Origin of the sequence: Limnomicrobium aquaticum (assembly GCF_040545545.1) — a bacterium.
In the GTDB taxonomy this organism is placed as follows: Bacteria; Pseudomonadota; Alphaproteobacteria; order Rhizobiales; family Rhizobiaceae; genus Ensifer_A; species Ensifer_A aquaticum.
This window is the reverse complement of sequence record NZ_JBEPMB010000005.1, coordinates 73,769-99,106: the sequence shown is the minus strand read 5'-3', so window position 1 is coordinate 99,106 and position 25,338 is coordinate 73,769. Positions and strand designations below refer to the sequence as shown.

Annotated in this window: 19 protein-coding genes; 15 read left to right on the top strand and 4 right to left on the bottom strand. The window is 61.5% G+C overall.

All coding sequences use genetic code 11. The annotated features are described in order from the left end of the window. The first annotated feature begins 252 nt into the window (after positions 1–252). From ABID16_RS15910 to ABID16_RS15875, 8 genes are all read left to right on the top strand, one after another. Entirely contained in the window at positions 253–591 is a 339-nt protein-coding gene (locus tag ABID16_RS15910) for an ElaB/YgaM/YqjD family protein (protein ID WP_354557337.1), read from the top strand. A 4-nt stretch (positions 592–595) separates the two neighbouring features. Further along, a complete protein-coding gene (locus ABID16_RS15905; RefSeq protein ID WP_354557336.1) occupies positions 596–1,027 on the top strand; it encodes a hypothetical protein in 432 nt (143 codons plus the stop codon). 150 nt (positions 1,028–1,177) lie between these two features. Then, positions 1,178–1,975 carry a response regulator gene (locus ABID16_RS15900; RefSeq protein ID WP_354557335.1) on the top strand — a complete coding sequence of 266 codons (798 nt, stop codon included), beginning with the start codon at positions 1,178–1,180 and terminating at the stop codon, positions 1,973–1,975. A 91-nt stretch (positions 1,976–2,066) separates the two neighbouring features. After that, positions 2,067–3,056, top strand: coding sequence for a sensor histidine kinase (locus tag ABID16_RS15895; protein ID WP_354557334.1), 990 nt, complete (start codon positions 2,067–2,069; stop codon positions 3,054–3,056). Between the two features lie 87 nt (positions 3,057–3,143). Further along, positions 3,144–4,142 carry a zinc-binding metallopeptidase family protein gene (locus ABID16_RS15890; RefSeq protein WP_354557333.1) on the top strand — a complete coding sequence of 333 codons (999 nt, stop codon included), beginning with the start codon at positions 3,144–3,146 and terminating at the stop codon, positions 4,140–4,142. A gap of 56 nt (positions 4,143–4,198) precedes the next feature. After that, positions 4,199–4,501, top strand: a complete 303-nt coding sequence (locus tag ABID16_RS15885) for a hypothetical protein (protein ID WP_354557332.1) — start codon at positions 4,199–4,201, stop codon at positions 4,499–4,501. A gap of 24 nt (positions 4,502–4,525) precedes the next feature. Further along, positions 4,526–4,720: a hypothetical protein gene (locus ABID16_RS15880; protein WP_354557331.1), complete on the top strand. Its 195-nt coding sequence runs from the start codon at positions 4,526–4,528 to the stop codon at positions 4,718–4,720. Between the two features lie 27 nt (positions 4,721–4,747). Beyond that, complete coding sequence (locus tag ABID16_RS15875) at positions 4,748–6,952, top strand: cation:proton antiporter domain-containing protein (RefSeq protein ID WP_354557330.1); 2,205 nt, start codon at positions 4,748–4,750, stop codon at positions 6,950–6,952. A gap of 140 nt (positions 6,953–7,092) precedes the next feature. Here the strand turns inward: ABID16_RS15875 and ABID16_RS15870 are convergent, their stop codons facing one another. Further along, positions 7,093–7,260: a DUF1328 domain-containing protein gene (locus tag ABID16_RS15870; RefSeq protein ID WP_112629900.1), complete on the bottom strand. Its 168-nt coding sequence runs from the start codon at positions 7,258–7,260 to the stop codon at positions 7,093–7,095. A gap of 166 nt (positions 7,261–7,426) precedes the next feature. On the opposite strand from ABID16_RS15870, the gene ABID16_RS15865 reads away from it, so the two are divergent. Together ABID16_RS15865 and ABID16_RS15860 are read left to right on the top strand one after the other, a co-directional pair. After that, the gene (locus ABID16_RS15865; RefSeq protein ID WP_354557329.1) at positions 7,427–7,636 is read left to right on the top strand and encodes a NepR family anti-sigma factor; all 210 of its coding nucleotides are present in this window, start codon (positions 7,427–7,429) and stop codon (positions 7,634–7,636) included. Between the two features lie 4 nt (positions 7,637–7,640). Then, entirely contained in the window at positions 7,641–8,204 is a 564-nt protein-coding gene (locus ABID16_RS15860) for a sigma-70 family RNA polymerase sigma factor (RefSeq protein ID WP_354557328.1), read from the top strand. Between the two features lie 66 nt (positions 8,205–8,270). On the opposite strand, the gene ABID16_RS15855 is transcribed toward ABID16_RS15860, so the two are convergent. Then, positions 8,271–8,636 (bottom strand): hypothetical protein, encoded by a 366-nt coding sequence (locus tag ABID16_RS15855; RefSeq protein ID WP_354557327.1) that lies wholly within the window; start codon positions 8,634–8,636, stop codon positions 8,271–8,273. Positions 8,637–8,917: 281 nt separating this feature from the next. Between ABID16_RS15855 and ABID16_RS15850 the strand changes: the two genes are divergently transcribed. Together ABID16_RS15850 and ABID16_RS15845 are read left to right on the top strand one after the other, a co-directional pair. Further along, on the top strand, positions 8,918–9,643 hold the full coding sequence (locus tag ABID16_RS15850) for a Crp/Fnr family transcriptional regulator (protein WP_354557326.1): 726 nt from the start codon (positions 8,918–8,920) through the stop codon (positions 9,641–9,643). 133 nt (positions 9,644–9,776) lie between these two features. Beyond that, positions 9,777–10,361: a PRC-barrel domain-containing protein gene (locus ABID16_RS15845; protein ID WP_354557325.1), complete on the top strand. Its 585-nt coding sequence runs from the start codon at positions 9,777–9,779 to the stop codon at positions 10,359–10,361. A gap of 169 nt (positions 10,362–10,530) precedes the next feature. Here ABID16_RS15845 and ABID16_RS15840 read toward each other — a convergent pair whose 3' ends face one another. After that, positions 10,531–11,574 carry a sensor histidine kinase gene (locus ABID16_RS15840; RefSeq protein WP_354557324.1) on the bottom strand — a complete coding sequence of 348 codons (1,044 nt, stop codon included), beginning with the start codon at positions 11,572–11,574 and terminating at the stop codon, positions 10,531–10,533. Between the two features lie 290 nt (positions 11,575–11,864). Between ABID16_RS15840 and ABID16_RS15835 the strand changes: the two genes are divergently transcribed. Beyond that, positions 11,865–19,598, top strand: a complete 7,734-nt coding sequence (locus tag ABID16_RS15835) for a beta strand repeat-containing protein (RefSeq protein WP_494337805.1) — start codon at positions 11,865–11,867, stop codon at positions 19,596–19,598. 194 nt (positions 19,599–19,792) lie between these two features. On the opposite strand, the gene putA is transcribed toward ABID16_RS15835, so the two are convergent. Continuing rightward, positions 19,793–23,464 (bottom strand): trifunctional transcriptional regulator/proline dehydrogenase/L-glutamate gamma-semialdehyde dehydrogenase, encoded by a 3,672-nt coding sequence (putA, locus tag ABID16_RS15830; protein ID WP_354557322.1) that lies wholly within the window; start codon positions 23,462–23,464, stop codon positions 19,793–19,795. 202 nt (positions 23,465–23,666) lie between these two features. Between putA and ABID16_RS15825 the strand changes: the two genes are divergently transcribed. Together ABID16_RS15825 and ABID16_RS15820 are read left to right on the top strand one after the other, a co-directional pair. After that, positions 23,667–24,140: an Lrp/AsnC family transcriptional regulator gene (locus ABID16_RS15825; RefSeq protein WP_354557321.1), complete on the top strand. Its 474-nt coding sequence runs from the start codon at positions 23,667–23,669 to the stop codon at positions 24,138–24,140. A 138-nt stretch (positions 24,141–24,278) separates the two neighbouring features. Further along, positions 24,279–25,301: an LLM class flavin-dependent oxidoreductase gene (locus ABID16_RS15820; RefSeq protein WP_354557320.1), complete on the top strand. Its 1,023-nt coding sequence runs from the start codon at positions 24,279–24,281 to the stop codon at positions 25,299–25,301. Positions 25,302–25,338 lie beyond the last annotated feature (37 nt).

Sequence of the window (25,338 nt, the reverse complement as noted above, 5' to 3'; positions counted from 1 at the left end):
CGACGGCCGGTTCGGGGGCTGCAAAAGACTTCAAAATACTCCACACATTCAAAGGTCTTCAGGGATTGCGGCACAGACAGAGAGCCGTACCCGCGCGTCAAGATCGGCGGAAGAACGCGCTACGTGACCCGAAGTTCCCGGTATTTCAAAAAATCTTTTCCGCACTTTCTGCGAATTTCGGAACTTTCCCGGAAGCCGCACGTTGTCATCGCGAACCGTCAACCCACGGACTGAACACAAAGGAGATTTCGAATGGCATCCGCGACATCGATCTTGAAGGGCGCAAGCACCGAGGCACAGAACAACATGAGCGATCTGGAAGCACGAGTCGAGCAGTTGACGACGCAGCTCGCCGAACTCGCCAAGAGCGTTTCCGGTTACGGCAACGGCACGCTGGAGACGCTGGCTTCCGAAGCCCGCCGCATGAAAGATGACGTAGCAGACCGTTCCGTCGCAATCGCATCCGCGGCCAAGGATACTGTAATTGCGGCCGAGGGCGACCTCGAGCAGCGCATCCGCGAAAACCCGTTCACCGCGATCGGCGTTGCGGCCGGCATCGGCTTCCTGGCCGCCATCCTGACCCGCCGGTGAGCCTATGGAATACCTGATCAGCCAGATCGCCCAGGCCGCCGCGCGCGGCCTGGAACCGTCAACTGGACGGCTGCAGCGCAGCGTCGTCGGCGCTGCCATCACGGTGATCTTCGCCACGATCGCGCTTGTGTCGCTCTTCGCAACCGCCTGGTTTGCGATCTACGAGCGTCAGGGGCCGGTGGTGGCCAGCGCGTGGATGACGGTCGTGGCGGTGGTTCTTTCGCTCCTCGCATGGGCGATCGTCACCATCCTGAACCGGCGCGCCCAGCGCATCTGGGAAGAAGAGCGGCGGCGGATTGCTGCAGCCTCGTCTGTGCGCAGCGGTGGCACCCTGCTGGCTTTGACGGAACTTCCCGGCTTGGTGAAATCCAGTCCGGTGATTACGATCCTCTCGGTGGCCGGCATTGCTTATGCGCTTATGAAGTCGCGGCGTTGAGCTTTCGCTCCCACCTCGCCGTAAAATATATAGAAGTTATTTCAATTGGTTCCCAAGAATTTTCGAAAAAATCTGCATGTGCGGGAACCAAAATGCTCTGGATGCGTTGTAAACGAGCAGAGCGCAGTTTTGACTCCATGGAGTGACTATATGTCCTTGACCGCCCGTGTCGCGATCCACCTTCCCCTTCTGAGACGATTTGCCCGCGCGGTGACCGGCTCCCAAACATCCGGCGACGCCTATGTCGCGGCCATGCTGGAGGCGCTGATTGCCGACATTTCCATCATGCCGAAGGAGGAGGACGACAAGGTTGCCGTCTTCAAGCTGTTCATCAGCGTCTTCGACCGTCTGGATGTGACGCCGAAGCCGATCGAAACACCCTTCGCCTGGGAAAAGCGGGCCGCGCACAACCTGCTTAATCTGCCGAAGCGCGAGCGGATCGCATTCCTGCTGATGGCGCTGGAGGGTTTTTCGAGCGAATCGGCTGCGGCGGTCTTGAATGTGAGTGAAGCCGAGTTCAGCCGACTGATCGATGAGGCCTCGCGCCAGATTTCCGAGCAGGTGGTGACCGATGTCATGATCATCGAGGACGAGCCGCTGATCGCGCTGGACATCGAGCAGATGGTGGAAGAACTGGGGCACACCGTGACGGGCATCGCCCGCACCCACACGGAAGCGGTCAAGCTTTACGCCGAGACGAAGCCGAAGCTGGTACTCGCCGACATCCAGCTCGCCGACGGCAGCTCCGGCATAGATGCCGTCAACGATATTCTGAAAACCGACAGCAGCATCCCGGTGATCTTCATCACCGCCTTCCCGGAACGGCTGCTGACGGGCGAGCGGCCCGAACCCGCCTTCCTGGTGACCAAGCCTTTCAATCCGGACATGGTGAAGGCCTTGATCAGTCAGGCTCTGTTTTTCAACGAAAGACAGAAGCAAGCGGCCTAACGTCGCGAGGTTTATCAAGAAAAGCGAAGACCTGTCGGTCCGGCGGGTGTCGTGACGACACGCCGCCGGCCGAAATCGGGGTAATGAAACAGTGAAGCGATTGTCATGGGTAGAGCCGGGAGAGATCGACGCGCTGGCGCGCGACTTCTTCATCCATGCTCTCGTCGACATGGGCGCCTGCTATATCCTCTATGACCAATCCGGCCTTTGCATTTGTATCACCAGCCTGCCGCCGCGGTGGCAGGGGAGATATACCGAGCGGCCAACCGATCGCGACCTTTTTGGACCCGAACTTGCGGCCCGACTGGAAACCCTGCGCGCTGGGCTCGTCAATCCAGGCGACAAGGCAGACCTTGAGATCGCAATCGCCGACGAGAATATCTACGAGTTCCGCAGCCATATGGTCGCCATCCCCGGCCAAGGCAATTATGTGATCATGTCGATCTCTGACAGGACCGAGGAGCGCCAGCGGGCAAAGACCCTCCACTCTCTTCTGCTGGAGGTGAGCCATCGCTCGAAGAACCTGTTGGCGATCGTTCAGGGAATTGCATCGCATACTGCGCGTTTTACCGGCAATCTCGACGAGTTTCTCGCCAAGTTTCGCGGCCGGCTCTACGCGCTGGCACAATCGCAGGACCTCGTCACCGCCTCGAGCTGGCGCGGTGCCGATTTTCTCGAACTCGCCAAAGCCCAGATCAGCCGCTACATCGCCAGCAATCCGGAAGCAGTCACGTTCGAAAGCGATCCCATTAACCTGACCCCGAATGCCGCAACGCATCTGGGCCTTGCTCTGCATGAACTGGTCGTCAACGCCATCACCAACAGCGACATCCTGGCCGAGAAAAACAGCGTGCGCGTTCAATGCCACAGGGTCGACACGCCGGAAGGGCAGCGGATCATTTTTCGCTGGGCCGAGCAGCTGCGCCCCGATATCGTGCAGCCGTCCGACTGGACGCAGCATTTCTCCAGCACGGTCCTGCAGCGCATCGTTCCGGCTGCCCTTGGTGGTTATGCCGTCAACCGTGTCGAAGACAACAACATCAGCTACGAACTGACATTCCCGCTCGAAGGCAGGTCCTGACCAAACGGACCGGAACAACAACGCCTCGTTCCCCTTTGCCCGCACGATCGCATATCCTCGTTTCAAACCCCTGAAAGGCCGCAGTTCATGAACCGGTTCACCTGTGAAAACTGCAGTTCTGTCGTTCATTTCGACAATGCGCTCTGCCTCAACTGCGGCTTCTCGCTTGGCTTCGAAAAGCAGGCCCTGACCATGCGGGCATTCAGTGAAACGCCGCCGGAAGGCTATGTGGCCTGCGCCAATGCCGCCACCTGTGGCTGCAACTGGCTTGCACCGGCTCTTGAGGGCCAAGGTTTCTGTTTTGCATGCTCGCTCAACCAGATGGTCCCGGATCTTTCCAATCCGGCCCATGTCGACCGCTGGACCAAGCTTGAGGCCGCCAAAAGGCATTTCCTCTACGGCGTCCTGAGACTCGGCCTGCCGATCGTGACCCGCCAGGAGAACCCGGAACAAGGGTTGGGCTTCGAGCTGCTCGCCGATGCGCCCGACGTCGGCCATGTCATGACGGGGCATGAAAACGGGCTCATCACCATCAACATCGCCGAAGCCGATGCCGCCGAACGCGAGGCGGCACGCGAGGCGATGGGCGAAGCGCTGCGCACTCTCATCGGCCACTTCCGTCACGAATCCGGTCATTACTACTGGAACCTGCTGATCCGTAACGGAGGAAGGCTGGAGGCGGCCCGCGCCGTCTTTGGAGACGAAACCGTGGACTATGGGGCAGCGCTCGAAGCCCACTATGCTAACGGAACGCCGACCGACTGGCAGGAGAACTTCGTCAGCGCCTACGCTTCCAGCCACCCCTGGGAAGACTTCGCCGAGACCTGGGCGCATTATCTCCACATCATCGACGGTCTCGAAACGGCCTATGCCTACCATGTCCAATCGGCAGACGCGGACGGGCGTTTCGTGCCGGGAGTGGACTTGCCGATCGATCGGATCATTGCTGCCTGGGTGGAACTGACCATCGGGATCAATGCCATCAACCGGAGCCTTGGTCAGCCGGACCTCTACCCGTTCGTCTTCTCCGATCGCGTCATCGAAAAACTCGATTTCGTGCATCGGCTGATCACTGGAAAAAACTGACCCCGGAACAAATTTCCGCCTTAAACGTTAAAGCTGCACAGACGTTGGAGGCGGACATGAGCAATGTCGCAGCAATACTGGTTTTGGTCGCATGCCCTGTGAATTCAACACATTGCATCTCGGAGCCCGTGCGCATCTCCACCTATGAGCGCGCGCAGCAATGCGAGACGAACATGCCGGCGGAAATCCGCAAACTTAAGACCCCCGGCATGCGGATCCTGGGTTCCTGCAACACGTTCGATGCGAGCCTGATGGCGAAGATGAAGCCGATCGACGTGACGAACCGGATCGATCCGCGCAAGCCGAAGGCGGGCGACGATTCCCGCACCGCAGTGGGCTTTCAGGAAAAGATCAGATGACGCGCAACCATGGGGGGACATTCCATGCGCATCTCTTGGGAGAAAACCAACACGGTTGCTAACGGTGATGAGTGGTCGTCCGATTGGGTCTCAGCAGCAGGAGACCTTGAGAGCGGGCTGCCGCTTCACTCCGGCCGCGCCCTTACCTGGCTATCTGCCACGCAGGCGATCATTCAGGTTTCCGGCCTGGTCTTCATTATCTTTGCCTGCCTGAGATAATGCAGCAGCGAAACGAGATCTGACCTCATGCATGGTGCCGCGGCTCATTCGGAAGCCCTCTTTCTATTCCAGATCGTCCTGCTCGTTGTTGTCGGCCGGCTTTTCGGCGAGCTGATGGTCCGTATTGGCCAGCCCTCCATCATGGGGCAGATCATCGGTGGCATCCTGCTGGGCCCATCGGTCCTCGGCTATTTCGCGCCGGGTGTCGAGGCAGCCATATTCCCGCAGGTGGATGCCCAGAAGAGCATGACGGAGGCGGTGGCCCAACTTGGCATCCTCTTCCTTCTGCTTCTTGCCGGGATGGAGACCGATCTCGGGCTTGCCATGCGCTTGCGGCGCTCGGCGGCCAGCATTTCGCTCGCCGGCATTGTCGTTCCCTTCACCTGCGGCTTCGTTCTCGGCGAACTCATGCCCCAGCATCTGGTCCCCAATCCCGACCAGAGGATCGTCACCTCTCTCTTCATGGGAACGGCGCTTGCCATTTCCTCGGTCAAGATCGTGGCCACCGTCGTCCGGGAGATGGACTTCCTGCGGCGCAATATCGGACAATTGATCGTGGCCTCCGCCATCATTGACGACACGATCGGCTGGGTCGTCATAGCCTTCACCTTCAGCCTGGCAAAATCCGGCACGATCGACCTTGCATCGATCGGAACAAGCGTGTTCGGCACGCTCGTGTTCATGGTGGTCAGCTTTACCATCGGCCGCCGGCTGGTCTTCGAGATCATTCGCCTCACCAACGACAACTTCAAGAGCGACCTCCCTGTCCTATCGGCGATCATTGCCATCATGGGCGCCATGGCGATGCTGACTGACATGATCGGCGTTCACACCGTGCTCGGCGCTTTCGTCGCGGGCATCCTTGTCGGGGAATCGCCGATCCTGACCCGGCAGATCGATACCCAGTTGCGCGGACTGACCACCGCGCTGTTCATGCCGGTCTTTTTCGGCCTCACCGGTCTCAAGACCGATATCGGAGTTCTCTTTGAGCGCGACGCGCTCCTTCTGACGCTGGGGCTGATCGTCGTGGCGAGCATCGGCAAGTTCGGCGGCGCCTTTGTGGGAGCAAGGCTAAGCGGTCTGTCGCGTGCCGAGGCACTGGCGCTCGGGTCCGGCATGAACGCGCGCGGATCGACGGAAGTCATCATCGCAACCATCGGCCTCAGTGTCGGTGTCCTCAATGAACAGCTGTTTTCCGCCATCGTCGCCATGGCGCTGGTCACCACGATGGCCATGCCGGCCACCTTGCGGTGGGCGCTTCGCCGCCTGCCTTTACGTGAGGAGGAGGAAAACCGGCTTCTGAAAGAGGATTTCGAAGCGGCAAGCTTCCTCAACCGGTTCGAACGCCCGCTTCTGACGGTTGATCTTTCCACGGGTGGTGATCTCGCCGGCCGTCTGGCGGCAAATTTTGCTCTGGCGCGCGCCACGCCGCTCACTATCCTGAACGTCGAAGAAAGCGAGGACAAAACCTCCGCACCCGAGAACACAGAAGACAACAAGACATCTGATTTCCGGGAGAAGACGGAGGCTTTCGCAACCCGGCTACGCGAACGTTCAGTCCGTCCAAAAGAAGAGGGCGACGAGAGTGCGAAGGCGGATGGAATCCACGTCACCGCCCGTCATCGGGACGGCGCGGAGGTAACGGACGTGCTGAAGGACAGCGCGGAGAAAGGACACGATCTGCTTTTCGTCGGCGTCGATCCTGTCAGCGCCGAAAGCGGCGGCTTTTCCCGTCGCGTGTCCCGGCTCGTGGCCGGTTTCGCCAGCACGGTGGCCATCGTCGTTTCGCGCGAGGGTCGCACACCTGTTTCCGACAACGAATTGCGCATCCTCATCCCGATCACCGACACCGAACGCTCGATCCGCGCCGTCGAATTCGGTTGCGCCCTGGCGCGCCCGTCGGGAGGTGCCGTTTCGGTCATATACATCCTCGAGCCGAACGAGGCACAGCAACGGCCGCGTTTCGGCCGCGAGGAAAGCGGCCATGCGGCGGCCTTCGAGCGCATCGACGAAATCAGCGCGCAGACCGGCGTGAAAATTACCAAAACGCTGCAGGAGGGAAGCTCGGCAGAGGTCGCCGTTCTCAGGCATGCCCGCAGGGGCCGCTATAATCTCCTCATTGTCGGCGTAAGCCGCCGCGCGGGAGAGCGACTATCCTACGGTCGGATTGCCGATACTCTGCTCGATACATCAGACCGCTCGATCGTGTTCGTGGAAACAGAGCAGGCCTGAAGCAATTTCGGCAAAAGTGCGAAGCGGTTTTTGCGTCCGGACTGCGAATGAGCAAAGGGAAAGAGCGATGCACCGCTCTGATCCGGACATGAAAAAGCCCGGGAAGAACCCGGGCTTTGGGACCGAACTTGTTACCGGCCTCATGGTGCGCGGCGGAAGCCGCCGAAGACCAGCGAGGCAAGGAACAGGATCAGGAAGACGAAAAACAGAATCTTGGCAATCCCGACCGATGCGCCGGCGATACCACCGAAACCCAGCGCGCCCGCAATGATGGCCACGACGAGAAACAGAAGAGCGTAGTAGAGCATGTGCTTTCTCCCTAGTTGTCGGACTCGAAACGTATGGGGCGAGCGATAGTTCCGACAGGAGATGCCAATTGCGCACTTCTCGCAAAATGTGCGAAAATCGAGGCAATCGACGGAACCTTTCACCTCAACCCTCGTTTAACGGCATATCGTCCACTGATCGGTCTAGATGATGAACAAGCCTAATGCTCAGAGTGTGAACAAGCGACTGAACGGCCAGGTGCCGGCAGACGTCGTTCAGGATGGGATCGCGCTGCGTCTGCGCGAGCTTTACTCCAATATCGAGAATGAAGGGATTCCGGACAATCTCCTTCTCCTCCTCGAGAAACTGGATGAAGCCGAGCGCGCCCAGACGGGCAAGCAGACACCAGAGGTGTGATCTTATGGCTGATACAGAGAGCCACCAGTTGCAGTTCAAGCGAGAACTGCTCAAGACCCTGCCGAGCCTCCGCGCCTTTGCCATTTCTTTGACCGGCACCCACGACAAGGCAGACGACCTTGTGCAGGAGGCCGTTGTACGCGCATGGTCGCGCCAGGACAGCTTTGAGTTGGGCACGAATATGAAGGCCTGGCTATTCACGATCTTGCGCAACGAGTTCTATTCACAGATGCGCAAGCGCGGCCGCGAGATCTCTGATGCCGAAGGCACATATACGGAGCAGATGTCGGTTCACCCCAACCAGATCGGCTCGATGGACATGAAGGATTTCATGACCGCGCTCAACAAGCTCGCCGAGGATCAGCGCGAAGCGATCATCCTGGTTTGCGCATCCGGGTTCTCCTATGAGGAAGCGGCCAATATCTGCGGGTGTGCAGTGGGAACCATCAAGAGCCGCATCAATCGCGCTCGTGGCCGGCTTCAGGAATTGCTGGGGATCGACGGCGAGAGCGACTACGGCCCGGAACCACATATCGCGGCGGTGCTCAGGCATACGGTCTCGGTATGATCATGCTGGCGTGTTGTGCAGCGGTGTTCAGCCTGCGTGCCGACATCGCTGGCGCCGAAGACTTTGCTAGAGTGGCGCAAGGGTGTCGGGAGAACCGCGATGCACGTCCTTCCCTCTGCTGACGAGCAGGTCCCCGATAATGGCGCGGACCTCCGTGTCGTTGAAAGGCTTTCTAATTGTCGGGACATCCGGAAAAACCTCCGACATCCCCCAATGATCGTCGGTGGCGGTCAGAAAGACTGGTTGCGCACCAGCCTGCCTGACCAGAAAAACATAATGCCGGTCTTCACGCTCATGACCAACGAATTCGAGAATGACGATGTCGAACGCACTCTCCGCGAGGGCAGCTGACAGACGATCTCTGCGGCAGATTTCTACTTCGCAATCAAAAGCTTCCGAGAGAATGCGCTCAGCCTCGAAAGCAATGAACATCTGATCTTCGGCGATGAGGATCGCGGGACGTTTGTCTACCATGTCGGATTTGAACTCATCTCTATCAAGGCTCCACGAAGGAGCGTCAAGGGGGTCAGGCGGGTCGACTCTCGTGCCCGTACGCCCTACCGTATGGCGCCAACTGACGCCAAAATGGCGCGTCCGTCATTTAAAAAAGACATATTCCGCATGTGCTTTTTTTGAACCTGTAGATGAACCCGGATCGAGCAGACAACAAAAAGTCGAAGGGTGTTGAAATGGATACACCGGCAAGCCCCCCAATGATCAAATGCGATCGCTGCCAATTGCGGCGCATGAGCGGCTTCCGCTCCATGTCCGCCGACGAGGCCAAGCTGATCGGCGATTTCAAGTCGGGAGAAATGCGCTGCGAGCCCGGCATGAACCTGATTTCGGAGGGCACGTTCAGCCCGCATCTCTATACGGTCCTGGAGGGATGGGGATTCCGCTACAAGTCGCTTGAAGATGGGAGGCGGCAGATCCTGAACTATCTGGTGCCCGGCGATCTCATCGGCCTGCAGGGTGCGCTGCTTCAGGAAATGGACCACAGTGTCGAGGCGCTGACGCCGATGCGCCTTTGCGTCTTCGAGCGCAGCCGTTTTCTGACGATCTTCGAAAAATCGGCCGACCTCGCTTTCGATGTCACCTGGATCGCCTCTCGGGAAGAACGCATCCTGGACGGCCACATGCTCAGTCTCGGCCAGCGCACTGCGTTGGAGCGGGCAGCTTATCTCATCGTCTTCCTCTATTATCGCGGGCTCAGATCGGGCCTTTTGGTCCCAACGAACGCGCAGATACCGCTGAGCCAGAACCTGATTGCCGATACGCTCGGCCTGTCGCTGGTCCACACCAACAAGACGTTGAAGCGGCTGGCGCAGCGCAAGCTGATCGTCTGGCGCGGTCGCGCCTGCGAGGTGCTTGATCCGGAGGGTTTGTGTGCGCTGGCCGAGTGGGAACCTCCACCGGCTGGTCCTCGCCCGCTCATCTGACGAAATACGATCTCCCCTCTTTTGCGCAAAACTTCGGAACCACTTCTTTGCGCAGACGTTCGGTTGATGTGACCAGTCAGGCAGACACGCTGTCTCCTGACCGGAAAGACAACAAACGAAAAGGAGACATCCGATGTTCAAGACCCTGATTGCTTCGACCTTTCTCGCGGCCTCCATCGCGGTCCCCGTCATGGCTGCCGATTCCGGCACCACCAAGAGCGGCACGACCCCTATGACGACCACAACGGGTACGACGACGGGCGCGGCAACGACAGCTCCGGGCGCTGGCGCCGCAGGCACCGCGATGTATGGTCAGAACGTGACCGCGTCCAATATTATCGGCGCCACGGTCATGGATGCCACGAATAACAGCATCGGCAAGATCGACGATCTCGTGTTGAGCGGTGAGGGCCAGGTGACCAACTACGTCGTTGATGTCGGCGGCTTCCTGGGCATCGGCTCCAAGCGCGTTGCCCTGACGCCGCAGGATGTCACCATCACGGCTGACGGCAACGGCAACCTCCAGGCCAAGACGCAACTGACCAAGGATGCCCTGACGGCCCGTCCCGACTACACGAAGCCGGAAGTCCCCGTGACCAACAACGGCGGCGCAGGCTCAACCACCGGCGCGGCTCCGGCCGGCAACACCAGCCCCAATGGCGCCTCCGGAACCACGGGCACCTCGGGCGGCACGACCGCTCCCGCTCCCAAGCCCTGAACATGGGAATTCAGGCCGGCGCTCCCAGCGCCGGCCGTTTCCGGTCGAGCAAACAAATAGACCGCTTCAGCGTTTGAGAAATACACTGAAGCGGTCTATTTCTTTGTTTTCATGGGATTGCTGACACAAGGACGGCTTCCGCCCCGGCCACATGTCTCCAGGCTGAAACTCAGTTGAGAAGAACCAGCACCTCAGCTACCGTTCCCTTCACCGTCGTCGGATAGCTGATACCGTTCCCGATCGCATCGGCCATGGAGCGAACGATACGGGTCCCGAGGCCGGTCTTGCGGTTGCCCGGTTTGGTCTCGGACGACGATGCGAGACCCGCGCCATCGTCCTCGACAGCGAGCCGGGCATTCGCTTCATCGACCCGCCTGAAGACGATTCGGATTTCCCCCTCTTCGCCCTCGGCATAGGCATATTTCAGCGCATTCGTGGCAAGTTCCGTGACGATCATTCCGACAGATACGGCCTTGTCGGCGGCAAGCTCTATGTCGTCAAGATCAACCGAAATGCGTAACCGCGTCTCCGCAGCGCCGACCGTCTCGGCGAGATCGGCGGCAAGCGCGCCAAGATAAGGCTTCATGTCCACGGAGCTGATCTTGTCGTTCGAATAGAGGCTGCGATGCATGCCGGCAATGGCCGCGATGCGATTCTGGGTCTCCTGGAGAACCTGACGGGTCTCGTCATGCTGGGCCGAGCCGGCCTGCAGGCGCAGGAGGCTGGTGACGAGGGCAAGGCTGTTGGCCACACGATGGTTCATTTCGGCCAGCAGCGCTTCCGCCCTCTCCTTGGCCCGTCTCGTCTCCTCGTCCGCCTCTTCCTTGGCCTTGCGCAGCCGGGCATTCGCGACGGTGTTCACAACCGCATCCGCCAGAAGAGAAAGAAAGTCCTCGCTCGCGTTCTTGATCACATAGTCCGAGGCGCCGCTCTTGAGCGCCTCGACTGCGATGCGCGCCTCGCTGGAGCCGGTGACATAGACAACAGGGGTCGCAATCCCTGCCTCGCGGAAGCGGCGCAGGATCTCCAGTCCGGTCACATTCGCCAGATAGTGATCCAGCACCACGACATCGAACGGCTCGCTCTGCAGCCTCTCGACCGCCTGATCGGCATCATGGACGTGGATCACATCATGATTGGAACGGCCCAGATTGCGCCTGACCAGATGCGCGAGAGGAACGTCGTCATCGATGTAGAGTACGCGCGTTTCCATGTCCGCTCATGCTGCTAGATTTCTTGCCCAGGTATGCGGCAATTTCGAAACAGTGTTATCGCGCAGCGAAAAGTCTGGAAAGTACAAAACGCCGGACACAAGATTTTTTGACCAATATCAGAAATCAAATCTGTCGCCTCGCGGGCGCATTTCGGCTCGCCAAAGCTTCGTGGATTTGCCGGTAGCGAGGGCCCGCCGAACAGCTTCAAGCAAGCCAGCCCGCCTAGGGTCGAACCATGCTTCCAGACAAATGACTTGTCGACGACGATGGATGAACACCGGGCCAAAGCATGACCTCGACTGCCTCAACGCTTACTCCCAGCCAGATAAGATCCATGTCAACAGCGGCTGTAGCCGCGTGGACGACGGATGATGTCGCATCGCTATCGACTCAGCAGATCGCATTCCTGTCTTCCGAGCAGATCGCGGCTCTGGATACCGAGGACGTCGATGTTTTGTCATCCGGCCAGCTGCGCGCCATCAGCAACGGCGCCCTTGTCGGCCTCAGCCTCGACCAGCTTGCCGTTCTTGACACGGCCGATATCGAGAGCCTGACACAGAGTCAGGTTGCGTCTTTGACGACCCGCCAGCTAGCAGGTCTGAACACGGACCAAGTGGCTGCCTTCACCTCAAGTCAGGTCTCCGGCCTTACGTCCCGACAGCTGGCGGCCCTAACGCCGGACGAAATAGCCGTTTTCTCGACTGCGGATATCGCATCCATCTCGTGGACCGCCATCGGCGGGCTGAGCGCTGACGCTCTGGCGCGGCTGAGCGCGCCCCAAACGGCTGCGATCTCGACCGCAGCCCTTGCCGTGCTCTCGTCCGATCAGATCATGGCCTTGTCGACGGCGCAGATTGCAGCCTTCTCGACAATCCAGATGGGCGCGCTGAAAGCCTCGCAAATCAATGTCCTGTCACAGCGCGCGATCGGCGCACTCTCGACGGAGCAGATCGCCGCGATCAATTCGCGGATGATCAGCGGCCTCAACTCCGGCGTCTTTGCGGCCTTGTCGACCGACCAGGTCGCCGCGCTGACGGTGCAGCAGGCTCTCTTTATCAATTCGGATCAGGTTGCAGTACTCGGCGCCGATGATCTCGCAGCCTTCTCGACCGGAAAGATCACCGCGCTGTCAAGCAGGGCCATCGCCGGTCTTGCAACAGATGTATTGGCGTCGCTGTCGGGCGACCAGATCTCGGCATTCTCGCTCTCTGCAATCGGCGGCATGACCTCCGGTCAGATCGCCGCGCTTTCTCCCGACCAGGTGGCCAATCTCTCTCCAGCGCAGATCTCGTCCCTGAACGCAGGGCAGATCGGGGCGCTGGACGCCGACGACATCCGGCGTTTCTCGACCGACGACATCGCTGCAATCAGCAGCGATGCGATTTCCGGCCTGTCTTCGGCCTTGATCGACGTTCTTTCGACCGATCAGCTTGCCGCCTTGACGACGATTGCCGTCACCCGCCTCAAGATCGATCAGATCGCCGCCCTGACGACAGAGCAGGTCGCGGCGCTCACGGCAGACCAGGTCTGGCGACTCAGCGCCAACCAGATCGCGGCATTCTCCACCGCGCAGGTCGCGGCGTTGGGCACGGCACAGATTGCCGCGATCAGCGGGCCGGCCATAGGCGGCCTCACTCCGACCCAGATCCAGACGCTTTCCACGGATCAGGTCGCGGCCTTCAACACGATTCAGATCCGTGGATTCAGCGCCCGGCAGATTGCTGCGCTGGACACGGATCATATCTCGGTGCTGACAACCCAGACCCTGGCCGCATTGACGACAAATGGCCTCTCCGGGATGCGAACGGATGCGCTGGCAGCGCTTTCGACGGCTCAGATCGCCGCGCTTTCACCTGCCGCCATTCCCGGGCTCACGTCTGCGCAACTGACGGCGATGACCGCCGCGCAGTTTACGACCTTTTCCGGAAGCCAGATCGCGGCGCTGACGCGTATGCAACTTCCCGCTATCGACCCGCAGGATCTGGCAGCGCTTTCGCCTGACAGGATTTCGGCGCTGGCAACTGGTGCGGTCGCAGGTCTCACGACAGCACAGATTTCCGGTCTTTCGACCGGACAAATAGGCGCCTTGACCGTCTTTCAGGTCGCCGGCCTGACATCGGTCCAGCTGTCCGCCTTCAGTGCCGACGCAATCGGCGCAATAGATATATCGAAGATTGCCGCGCTCTCCAGCACCGCCATCCAAGGCCTATCCTCGTCGGCGCTCGGCGCATTGACGTCGGCCCAGATCGCAGCGCTGAGCACGCGCGCTATTGCTGCGCTCTCGACTGCGCAAATTGCTGCATTGTCAGCGCGGCAGATCGGCGCGCTGGTCCCCACGCAGGCTGCAGTCCTCTCCTCCGCGCAACTCTCCGCGTTGGGCACGGACGATATCGCAGCGCTCCCGACGGCCGATATTGCAGCACTGGCAAGCCAGAGCATCACCGGCCTCTCGACCACGGCATTGGCCGCGATGACGGACGAGCAGGTGGCAGCGCTGAGCACGGGTTCGATCGCCCAGCTGCTGACCACGCAGATTGCAGCCCTGAGTTCGGGACAGGTCCACGCGCTGACGACCAGCCAGATGTCGGCGCTCAGCGGCAGTCGCCTCGCCGCCCTGGGGACCGACAAGATCGCACTGCTATCGACCGACAAGATTGCCGCCCTGAGTGCCGCCGGCATCAGCGGGCTGACGACCGATCAACTGGCGGTCTTCTCGACTGCGCAGGCCGCAGCCCTCACGTCGCAGCAGGTGAGAGCTCTGACCTCGTTGCAGATCGGGGCAATTTCCGCCGACGGTATTGCAACGTTTTCAACGGCGGATATTGGCGCGATCCTGGCTGCAAACGTTTCGGGTCTGACCACCGACCAGATAGCCGCCCTGTCCTCCGACCAGATCGCCGCCCTGACAACGGCCGCAATCGGGGCGATGCGGACCAGCCAGATCAATGCTCTCTCCACCAGCCAGGTCGAGGCGCTGACAGCAAGCCAGATCGCCGTCATGTCGACCGATCAGTTTGCGGTCCTCGACCCGACGGACATTTCGAAGTTCTCCACAGCGGATATCGCAGCCATCCCGACGGCGTCGATCGCGCGAATTTCGACTGATGCCATCGCTGCGCTTTCGACCGAGCAAATCGCTGCCATCAGCCCGGCCGCCATTGCCCGCCTGACGTCGGATCAGATATCCGCGCTGTCGACGGCACAGGTTGCGGCATTGGCGACGAGCCAGCTCGTCATGCTGTCGTCGGTGCAGGCGAAGGCGCTGTCGCTGGATGACATCGGCGCGCTCTCAACCACACAGATGGCCGCGATTGGAACGCTCGCCATCAGCGCGCTGACTTCGGACCAGATTTCGGCGCTCACCAGCGATCAGATCATGGCGCTTGGGACCCGGCAGATCGCCGCGCTGACCTCGGCACAGGTCGCCGTTCTCAGCACCGACAATCTCGCCCTCTTCTCCACAGCGCAGATCGCGGCCCTGAGCGGGGTCGGCATTGCCGGCCTTTCAAGCCGGCAGGTCGCGTCGTTGACGACTACGCAGGTAGACGCGTTCATTCCCACGCAGATTGCGTCTCTCAGCTCCACGCAGCTTGCGGCACTGAACACCCAGGCGCTGGCGACCTTCACCACGAAGGATATGGCAGCGATTGCGCCTGCCGCCATTACCGGCCTTTCGACCGACGTTCTTGTCACACTCTCCAGCGCGCAGATTGCAGCGCTGGGCACATCGACAATCACGAGTCTGGCGACCGTTCAGGTCGATGTCATGACATCAACCCAGCTGGCGGCCCTCGATACCCGCCAGATCGCCGCCCTGAGATCGGATCAGGTCGGCATCCTCACATCAGCCGACCTTGCGGCACTTTCCACCACGCAAATTGCTGCCATCAGCAGCGTCGCGCTGGCGGGGCTGTCCACCAAGCAGATCGTGGCACTGACGACAGCACAAATTGAGGCGCTCACCCCTACGCAGGTTGGCGTACTGTCCAGCGACCAGCTTTCGGTGCTGAGTTCGGATGCCCTGGCAACCTTCTCGACCAAGGATATGGCCTCCATTGCGTCGACCGCGATCGGCGGCATCACGACGGATGTTCTGGCCACGCTCTCCAGCGCCCAGATCGCAGCGATCAGCACCCGCGCCGTGGCAGCTCTGTCGACCCAACAGATCAATAGCATGACGTCGGCCCAGATGGAGGCATTTGTCGCCGGCCAGGTGGGCGCTCTCACCTCCTCGCAACTGGCCGTTCTGGATGCCGGCGATATCGCAACCTTCTCGACGAAAGACATCGCGGCCATAGGCTCTGATGCGATCGCGTCACTATCGACAGCTGCCATTGCCGGTCTGACCACGACACAGATCGCCTCTCTGAGCACGTTCGGCATACAGGGCCTCTCCACCCGTCAGGTCGTGTCTCTGACGACGGCGCAGATGCAGGCCATGACCGCCACGCAATTCGCAGCCTTCACCTCACGGCAGATCGCCGTACTTTCGACAGCCGCCATCGGGACACTTTCGACGGCGCAGATCGCAGTCCTGGCACCGGCCAGCGTCGCCGGCCTGACCACCCAGCAACTGGGTGCCATGACAACCGACCAGATGGCGGCGCTCAACCCCGACCAGATAGCGGCGATGAATTCGACCCAGATGTCTGTCCTCGGGAGTGCCAGTATCGCGACATTTTCCTCGCGCGACATGGCCGCCATCAGTTCAACTGCGATCCGTGGCCTCACAACGGACGTGATCTCGCAGCTGACCACAACTCAGATCGCATTCCTGTCGACTGCGGGCATTGCAGGTCTTTCGACGCGCCAGATCAGCGCGATGACCACAACGCAGATCGAAGCCATGACCCCGATCCAGGTCGGCGCCCTCAGCTCGGCGCAGCTCGCGGCCATGAGCTCCGATGCCGTCGCGACCTTCTCGACGCAGGACATGGCGTCGCTGACATCCGCGTCGATTGGGGGGCTTTCGACGGCTGTCGTCGCGAGCCTTTCCACGCGCCAGATCGGCTCCATCGGCTCGGTAGCCATCGCAGGACTAACGACGCAGCAGGTAAACGCGCTGACAGCGACGCAGGTCTCAGCGCTCACCAACAGCCAGCTCGGCGGCATGACGGCAAGCCAGATCACCGCTCTCGGTGCGAGTGACATAACAGCCCTGACGCCTCAACAGCTTGCAGCCATCAGTTCGACCGGTATCGCAGGATTGACGACGGCGCAGATCGGCGCGCTCAGCAGCACGCAGATCGGCGGCCTGACAACCCAGCAATATGCGTCGCTGACGTCGAGGCAGCTTTCCGCCTTCACAACGGACGATATTCCGGCGATCTCGCTGGAAGCCATGGCGGCTATCAGTGCCGTCGGCATTTCCGGCTTCACCACGGCGGCCATTGCAGCTCTTTCGCTGGATCAGGCCGCGGCGATCAGCACGGCCGCGGTTGCCGGTCTAACCACCGCGCAGATCGGCGCCTTCAGCAGCGCACAGTTCCAGGCCATGTCGACCGGGCAGTTTGCAGCCCTCAATTCGCGCCAGATCGACTCGCTCGGCACCGGCTCGGTCTCCTCGCTGACCGCAGAACAGATCGCATCGCTCAGCACGACAGTGATTGCCGGCCTCACCACCGCACAGGTCGCAGCCCTCACCACGGTACAGATCGCAGCTCTCACCACGACGCAGATCGGCGCGCTGACGTCCATGCAGGTTGCAGTCCTGCAGACGGATGACTTTGCCGCGCTGTCAACCGGCAGCGTCGCAGCGCTTTCCTCATCGGCAGTCGCAGGGATTTCGACGACAGTTCTGGCTGCCTTGCCGACCGAGCAGATTGCAGCCTTGAGCGGGACAGCGGTCCCTGGACTGACAACTCTGCAGATCGCAACGCTGAGTACGGGGCAGATCGCAGCGTTGACGACGACACAGGCCGGTGCTCTGACCTCTCGCCAGATTTCGGTGCTTTCGCTGGAAGACATCGCCGCCCTGTCCACGGACCAGATCGCTGTCCTTGCGACTGCCAGCATCGGCGGCCTGACCACTGACCAGATTGCTGCTCTTACCACCGAGCAAGCCGAGGCGCTGACATCCGGCCAGGTCGGTCAGTTGAGCTCGCGGCAGATCGCGGCTCTTCCTTCGCAGGATCTGGAAACCTTCTCGACTGCGGACCTCGCCGCCATCAGCGCGAACGGCATCGCCGGACTGTCTACCGCCGTCATTGCAAGCCTGACCAACGATCAAGTTTCGGCGCTGGGGACAGCGGCCATTTCGGCCCTGTCGACCGCACAGATTTCGGCTCTCCGCAGCGATCAGCTCTACGCGCTCACCACGACCCAGATCGGCGCCCTGACGGCGAGACAGGTGTCCGTTCTGCCAACTGCATCGATTGCCGCGCTGACGACGGCGCAGACTGCGGCACTCTCGACCACGGCCATATCCGGCCTTTCCACGGCGCAGGTGGCCGGCATGACCGCCGACCAGATCAACGCGCTCTCCTCCACCCAGATCGGCGCCCTTTCTTCCGACCAGCTCTCGGTGATCAGCTCCGCCAATTTCGATCTTCTGTCGACCGGTGATATCGCGGCGATCAGTTCGGGCGCGATTGCCGGTCTGTCGACGGCGATCATTGCCTCGCTCACCCGCGAACAGGTTGCCGCCATCAGCGGCCCCGCAGTGTCCGGCCTTTCGACCGCACAGATCGCCGCCATGACGACCGACCAGGTCGATGCGCTGACCAGCACGCAGATCGCAGCGCTTGGCTCACGGCAAATCGCCGTACTGACCTCCGACGGTCTCGGCACGTTCACCACCGCTGAAGTGGCAGCGATCAGCGCCACCGGCATTGCCGGCTTGACGACCGCAGCGCTTGCCACACTCTCCACCGGACAGCTGGCGGCACTCAGCACGGCCGGCGTTTCTGGCATGACGACGGCCCAGATTGCTGCGCTTTCCACCGACCAGATCCACGCCCTGACCAATACACAGGTCGCTGCCCTGACATCGGATCAGGTCGCAGCGCTCACGTCGGCCGATATCAATGCGCTGACCACAGGCCAGATCACGGCACTCAGCGCCACCGGCGTCTCGGGTCTGACAAGCACTCAGCTCGCCGCCATGCGCTTGGAACAATTCGAGGCCTTCTCCTCGACGCAGATCGCGGCACTGACCTCGCAAGCGCTTGTCGGCCTGACGACGGCCGACCTGCAGACCCTCTCGACGGGCGAGCTGGCATCGATCAGCTCGGCCGGCATCGCCGGCCTGCCGGCGGCCTACATCGCCTCGCTCTCTGCGGCTGAAATCGCCGCACTCGGCACCAAGGGCGTCTCCGGCCTGACATCAACGCAGGTCGCCGCCATGAGCCCCGCGCAGATCGACGCGATGTCGACCGCGCAACTCGCAGCATTGAACGCCGACGGCCTTGCAGGCTTCTCCACCGCCGATTTCGCCGTGCTCAGCAACACGGAAATCGGCCTTCTAAGCCCCTCCGCGTTCAAGGGCCTGTCGACTGCCATCATCGGCAGCCTGACTACGGGTCAGATCGCAGGTCTCTCGACCGGACAGGTGGGTGCGCTGACCTACAACCAGGTCGTCGCGCTGAGCACTGCGCAGGTTCAGGCCTTGACGACGACGCAGCTCGGCGCGCTCAACGCGATCCAGGCGGCCGGCCTCGGCACCGACGATGTCGCTCTTCTCTCCACGCAGGCCATGCAGGCGCTCACCAGCGGTGCGGTATCCGGTCTCGGCACGCAGGTAATCGCGGCCCTGACGACGGCGCAGGCCGATGCGCTCTCATCCGGCCAGATCGCCGGACTGACTTCGCAGCAGGTGGCTGCGCTGACACAAGGCTCGCTCGCGACCTTCACATCGGGTGAAATTTCGGCGCTGAGCTCGAGCGGCGTAAAGGGTCTGTCGACCGCCAGCATCGACGCCCTGACCAACGCTCAGCTGGGCGCATTGGTCGACACGCAGATGGGTAACCTAAACCCCGATCAGGTCGCCGCTGCCATTTCCGCCTATCTCAGCCGGAACTCGTAGTTCCGCAACATGAGACAAAAGAAAGCCCACCGAAACGGATGTTTCGGTGGGCTTTCTGCTTTGGATTTCTGGGTCATTTGCAGAAAACGGAAACGCCCGAGGCGTACCAAGAGGTTCCATTTCACGACCTTTCACACGGCGAAATGCAGAGCATCAGGGGGTGCACTCGCTTCACAGTCGCACTAGAATGCTAGTTATCCAATCGTCATCAGACTGGCGTTCCCGCCCGCCGCGACCGTGTTGACCGAAGTGGAAACCTCCTCCAGCAGCCAGTTCAGGCAGATCGCATCGGGATCTGAAAAAAGCTCTTCGGTAGTCGCGGCCTGAACCAGAACCAACGGGCCAGAGAGACCAGCAATCTTCTGGTTGACCGCCAGAACGCGCGCGCCATCCCCCTCGATCAGCGCCCCCGCAAAGGGCCCGGCGGCGTTCCAATCAAAGGCCCAGCCGATGCGCGAGGCCACGGATGCGGGCAAATTCCCGAACTGCGCCTTCAGGCCCGAAGCTTCGTCGACGACAGCAGAATTACCCGTTGCGAGCACGGCGGCGAGCTGACGCTTCAGCCCCTCAAGTGTCTGTGGAACCAGAAGAATTTTCCCACGCGGATGCAAGCCATATATGTTGCGTTCACCGACCGGACCTTGCAGCTCGGTAACAAGACCAAGGGCCGAACGCTCGGCCAGTTCGCGGGCGGCGTCAGCGCCTTCATGGTCCTGCCGTTCATCGAGCCAGCGGACGAAATCGCCGAGGACTGGATCGGTATGAACCGAATGATGCTGCGGCGGCACGGGGGCTTTCTGCACCAGACGACCGAGATAAAGCGGCCCGCCGGCTTTCGGCCCGGTGCCAGAGAGCCCGCGTCCGCCGAAGGGCTGGACGCCGACGACGGCGCCGATGACGTTGCGGTTCACATAGATATTGCCGACCCGCACGCGGCTTGTGACATGGGCGATGGTCTCGTCGAGGCGGGTATGCAGGCCGAAGGTCAGGCCATAGCCCGTCGCGTTGATCTCATCGATCAGCCGGTCGAGATCGGCGCGTCGATAGCGGATGACATGCAGCACGGGACCGAAGACCTCGCGCTTCAGTTCCTTCAGCGACGGCATCTCGATGATCGTCGGGGCAACGAAGGTTCCCTTGCGGGCCTCGGCAGGTAGCGCCACCTGCTCGACCGGCAGTCCGAGCCCGCGCATGCGTTCGATATGTGCCTCGATGACGCCCTTGGCTTCACTATTGATAACCGGACCGATATCCGTGCTGAGCCTGTCGGCGCGACCCAGCGTCAGCTCGGCCAGCGCACCTTTCAGCATATGCAGCACCCGATCCGCCACATCCTCCTGCAGGCAAAGGATGCGCAGCGCCGAGCAGCGCTGACCGGCGCTGTCGAAGGCGGACGCGATGACATCGCCGACAACCTGTTCGGCCAGCGCCGAAGAATCGACGATCATCGCATTCTGCCCGCCGGTTTCGGCAATCAGTGGGATCGACTTACCGTTCACCGAAACACGCTCGGCAAGCTGCGCCTGAATGAGCCGCGCGACTTCGGTGGAACCGGTGAACATCACGCCCGCCGTTTCCGGCGCGCCGACAAGGGTGGCTCCCACCCGGCCATCGCCGGGGACAAACTGCAGCGCCGCACGCGGCACGCCCGCGTCATGCAGGATCTTCACCGCTTCATGGGCGATGATCGGCGTTTCTTCTGCGGGCTTTGCCAGAACCGGATTGCCGGCAACGAGGGCTGCCGCGACCTGTCCGGTGAAAATCGCCAGCGGGAAATTCCATGGGCTGATGCAGACCACGGGGCCAAGCGGCAGATGCGCAGCACCCAGCGTCTTGCGCGCCTGATCGGCATAGTAGCGCAGGAAGTCGATGGCCTCGCGCACTTCGCCGATGGCGTTGGCCGCCGACTTGCCGGCCTCGCGCATGGCAATGCCCATCAGCACTTCGATCCTCGCTTGCATGAGATCGGCCGCACGGTCGAGACAGGCGGCACGCTCGGCGGGCGGCGTTTGCGCCCAGCTTGCCGCATGTTCGGCGGCGATGCGAACGAGACGGGCGGCTTCGCCTGCATCCAGTTCCGTGACCTGACCGACCACATCACTGTGGTCGGCAGGGTTCAGAACCGGACGGCCCTCGCCCGTCGCATCGCCTTCCGCAAGCAACGGGCCGACGGTCCAGCATTGGGCGGCGCTCTCCTGAAGTATGGCCGCAAGTTCAGCCAATTGCGCCTCATTCGACAGATCCAGTCCTGCCGAATTGCATCGACTGGCTCCATAAATGTCAGACGGCAGCGCGATCTGGTCATGCGGGGCGCCGGGAACCGGCATCGCCTCGACCACATCAACCGGATCGGCGACCAGATCGGCGACCGAGACATTTTCATCCGAGATGCGATTGACGAAGGAGGAGTTCGCGCCGTTTTCGAGAAGGCGGCGGACGAGATAGGCAAGCAGCGTCTCATGCGTGCCCACCGGCGCATAGATACGCGCCGGACGTCCGAGCTTGGACGCGCCGACCACCTCTTCGTAAAGCGGTTCGCCCATGCCATGCAGGCACTGGAATTCATATTTGCCGGTTTCGAAATCCGGGCCGGCAAGATGATAGATCGTTGCCAGCGTCTGCGCGTTATGCGTGGCAAATTGCGGGAAGACGGCATCCGGCGCGCCGAGCAGCTTTCGGGCGCAGGCAATGTAGGAGACGTCAGTATGAACCTTGCGGGTGAATACCGGAAAGCCTTCGAGCCCGTCGAGCTGCGCGCGCTTGATTTCGGCATCCCAATAGGCACCCTTGACGAGGCGCACCATCATGCGGCGGCCCGAGCGGCGGGACAGGTCGATGATGTAGTCGAGCACGAAGGGGCAGCGCTTGCCATAGGCCTGCACGACGAAGCCGAGGCCGTTCCAACCGGCGAGCGCCGGGTCAAGGCTCAGCGATTCCAGCAGATCGAGCGACAGTTCCAGCCGGTCGGCCTCCTCCGCATCGATATTGAGACCGATATCGTAGCCCTTGGCGATCAGCGCCAGCGCCCGGACCTTGGGGAGTAACTCGCCCATCACCCGCTCCGCCTTGGCGCGGACATAACGCGGATGCAGCGCCGAAAGCTTGATGGAAATGCCGGGGCCGTCATAGATGCCGCGCCCGGCGGCGGCTTTGCCGATGGCATGAATGGCATTTTCGTAGTCCCGATAGTAGCGCTCCGCATCGGCCGCCGTGGTCGCCGCCTCGCCCAGCATGTCATAGGAATAGCGGAAGCCCTGCGCTTCCATCACACGGGCGCGTTCCAGCGCCTCGTCGATGGTCTCGCCGGTGACGAACTGCTCGCCCATCATCCGCATCGCCATGTCGACGCCACGGCGGATCACAGGCTCCCCAGCGCGTGCGATAAGACGGGTGAGCGCTGCGGACAAGCGCCGGTCGCTGACGGTGGAGGTCAGCTTGCCGGTGACGACGAGGCCCCAGGTCGCGGCATTGACGAAGAGCGAGCGCCCGCCGCCGAGATGCGCCTTCCAGTCGCCGGTGGCGATCTTGTCGCGGATCAGTGCGTCGCGTGTATCCGTGTCCGGAATGCGCAGCAGCGCTTCCGCCAGGCACATCAGCGCCACGCCTTCCTGCGAGGAAAGCGAATATTCATGGACGAGGCCTTCGACGCCCGTACCGCGATGCTTGGTGCGCAACGCCGTGATCAGCGCGGTCGCCGTTTCAGCGACCTGCCCCTTCATCGCCTCCGGCAGTGATGCTGCGGCCAGCAGCGGCTGCATGCATTCAATCTCCGGCCGGCGATAGGCGGCGGTGATGGCGGCGCGCAATGCGCTCTGCGGTCGAATGGCAGGGGCGAAGGCAGCAAAGGGCGATGGCGAAACGGGCATGACGATCCTTCCTCGAACGATCAGCGGAAAGGCGGTTTCTCTCGATGGTTTCACGCCTTGGCGTCCCTTGCAAGACCGCCCGACCGAACCACGTTTTCGCCGCTGGATAGACAGTGCTGATAGCATAAGGCCGCTTGAACAGGCGTCCTAAAGAAGGCTATCTTCATGGCTGAATTCTCCAAATATTTCGGATTTTACGCGCATGAAGCCTAGAGAAGATGCCTCCTATGGTGATCTTGACAAGATCGACCTGAAAATTCTCGAGATCGTCGCGGTTGACGGGCGTATTTCGATCACCGATCTCGCAAGCGCCGTCGGGCTCTCCAAGACACCTTGCCAACTTAGGCTCAAGCGGCTGGTGTCGGACGGCTATATCGATGGCTTCCGGGCGGTCATCAATCCGCAGAAGCTCGGCCTCGATCACATCGCCTTTGCCGAGGTGAAGCTGACCAATACGAGCGAGGAGGCGCTGAAAAGCTTCAACGAGGCGGTAAAGAAAATCCGCGAGGTGGAGGAGTGCCACATGATCGCGGGCCGCTTCGATTATCTCCTGAAAGTCCGCACCCGCGACATCGGCCGCTATCGCCGGGTTCTCGGCGAACTGATCTCGACGCTGCCCTATGTCGCCAGCACTTCGACCAATGTCACCATGGAGGCGGTCAAGGAAAGCTGGTAAGGAAATTCGTCTCCATTTACCGAACGCACTGAACGCATCGTTCACCGTCCGAAAACGCGACTTTGGCCACGGGACGCATTATGTAGGGTCCAACGTCAGCCCGTTTCGGGCTTTGAATTTGTGAAGGACCCCTGTCCCATGAAGAAAATCGGTTTCCTCTCCTTCGGCCATTGGACGCCCTCGCCGCAATCGGGGACGCGCTCGGCCCGCGACAACCTCCTGCAGTCCATCGATCTTGCCGTTGCGGCGGAAGAGCTGGGCGCGGACGGCGCCTATTTCCGTGTCCACCACTTCGCCCGGCAGCACGCCTCGCCCTTCCCGCTTCTCGCGGCGGTCGGCGCGCGCACCAAGTCAATCGAGATCGGAACGGGCGTCATCGACATGCGCTATGAAAACCCGCTCTACATGGCTGAAGATGCCGGCGCTGCCGATCTGATCTCGGGCGGCCGCCTGCAGCTCGGCATCAGCCGCGGCTCCCCCGAGCAGGTGATCGAAGGCTGGCGCTATTTCGGCTATCAGCCGGAAGAAGGCCAGACGGATGCCGACATGGGCCGCCGCCACGCGGAAGTTTTCCTCGAAGTGCTGAAGGGCGAAGGCTTTGCACAGCCGAACCCCCGCCCGATGTTCCCGAACCCGCCCGGATTGCTGCGCATCGAGCCGCATTCGGAAGGTCTGCGCGAGCGCATCTGGTGGGGCGCCGGCTCGAACGCGACGGCCGTCTGGGCCGCCAAGTTGGGCATGAACCTTCAGAGCTCGACGCTCAAGAACGACGAGACGGGCGAGCCCTTCCATGTCCAGCAGGCCAGGCAGATCCGCGCCTATCGCGAGGCCTGGAAGGAAGCCGGCCACACCCGCACGCCGCGCGTCTCGGTCAGCCGTTCGATCTTCGCGCTCGTTGACGATCGCGATCGCGCCTATTTCGGCCGCGGCGGCAAGGAACAGGATTCGGTCGGCTATATCGATGACAGCACGCGGGCGATCTTCGGCCGTTCCTATGCCGCTGAACCCGACGAACTCATCAAGGAACTCGCCGCCGACGAGGGCATTGCCGAGGCCGATACGCTTCTGCTCACCGTGCCGAACCAACTGGGCGTCGACTATAATGCCCATGTGATCGAAGCGATCCTCAAGCACGTCGCCCCGGCTCTCGGCTGGCGATAGCGGAAACGAAAAGGCCGCGCAGGTGTCGCCAGCGCGG

Excerpts from the sequence above, each read along its gene's own strand:
- ABID16_RS15910 (WP_354557337.1), top strand. The coding sequence starts at position 253 with ATGGCATCCGCGACATCGATCTTGAAGGGCGCAAGCACCGAGGCACAG.
- ABID16_RS15905 (WP_354557336.1), top strand. The coding sequence starts at position 596 with ATGGAATACCTGATCAGCCAGATCGCCCAGGCCGCCGCGCGCGGCCTG.
- ABID16_RS15900 (WP_354557335.1), top strand. The coding sequence starts at position 1,178 with ATGTCCTTGACCGCCCGTGTCGCGATCCACCTTCCCCTTCTGAGACGA.
- ABID16_RS15890 (WP_354557333.1), top strand. The coding sequence starts at position 3,144 with ATGAACCGGTTCACCTGTGAAAACTGCAGTTCTGTCGTTCATTTCGAC.
- ABID16_RS15885 (WP_354557332.1), top strand. The coding sequence starts at position 4,199 with ATGAGCAATGTCGCAGCAATACTGGTTTTGGTCGCATGCCCTGTGAAT.
- ABID16_RS15880 (WP_354557331.1), top strand. The coding sequence starts at position 4,526 with ATGCGCATCTCTTGGGAGAAAACCAACACGGTTGCTAACGGTGATGAG.
- ABID16_RS15875 (WP_354557330.1), top strand. The coding sequence starts at position 4,748 with ATGCATGGTGCCGCGGCTCATTCGGAAGCCCTCTTTCTATTCCAGATC.
- ABID16_RS15870 (WP_112629900.1), bottom strand. The coding sequence starts at position 7,260 with ATGCTCTACTACGCTCTTCTGTTTCTCGTCGTGGCCATCATTGCGGGC.
- ABID16_RS15865 (WP_354557329.1), top strand. The coding sequence starts at position 7,427 with ATGATGAACAAGCCTAATGCTCAGAGTGTGAACAAGCGACTGAACGGC.
- ABID16_RS15860 (WP_354557328.1), top strand. The coding sequence starts at position 7,641 with ATGGCTGATACAGAGAGCCACCAGTTGCAGTTCAAGCGAGAACTGCTC.
- ABID16_RS15855 (WP_354557327.1), bottom strand. The coding sequence starts at position 8,636 with ATGTTCATTGCTTTCGAGGCTGAGCGCATTCTCTCGGAAGCTTTTGAT.
- ABID16_RS15850 (WP_354557326.1), top strand. The coding sequence starts at position 8,918 with ATGATCAAATGCGATCGCTGCCAATTGCGGCGCATGAGCGGCTTCCGC.
- ABID16_RS15845 (WP_354557325.1), top strand. The coding sequence starts at position 9,777 with ATGTTCAAGACCCTGATTGCTTCGACCTTTCTCGCGGCCTCCATCGCG.
- ABID16_RS15840 (WP_354557324.1), bottom strand. The coding sequence starts at position 11,574 with ATGGAAACGCGCGTACTCTACATCGATGACGACGTTCCTCTCGCGCAT.
- ABID16_RS15835 (WP_494337805.1), top strand. The coding sequence starts at position 11,865 with ATGACCTCGACTGCCTCAACGCTTACTCCCAGCCAGATAAGATCCATG.
- putA (WP_354557322.1), bottom strand. The coding sequence starts at position 23,464 with ATGCCCGTTTCGCCATCGCCCTTTGCTGCCTTCGCCCCTGCCATTCGA.
- ABID16_RS15825 (WP_354557321.1), top strand. The coding sequence starts at position 23,667 with ATGAAGCCTAGAGAAGATGCCTCCTATGGTGATCTTGACAAGATCGAC.
- ABID16_RS15820 (WP_354557320.1), top strand. The coding sequence starts at position 24,279 with ATGAAGAAAATCGGTTTCCTCTCCTTCGGCCATTGGACGCCCTCGCCG.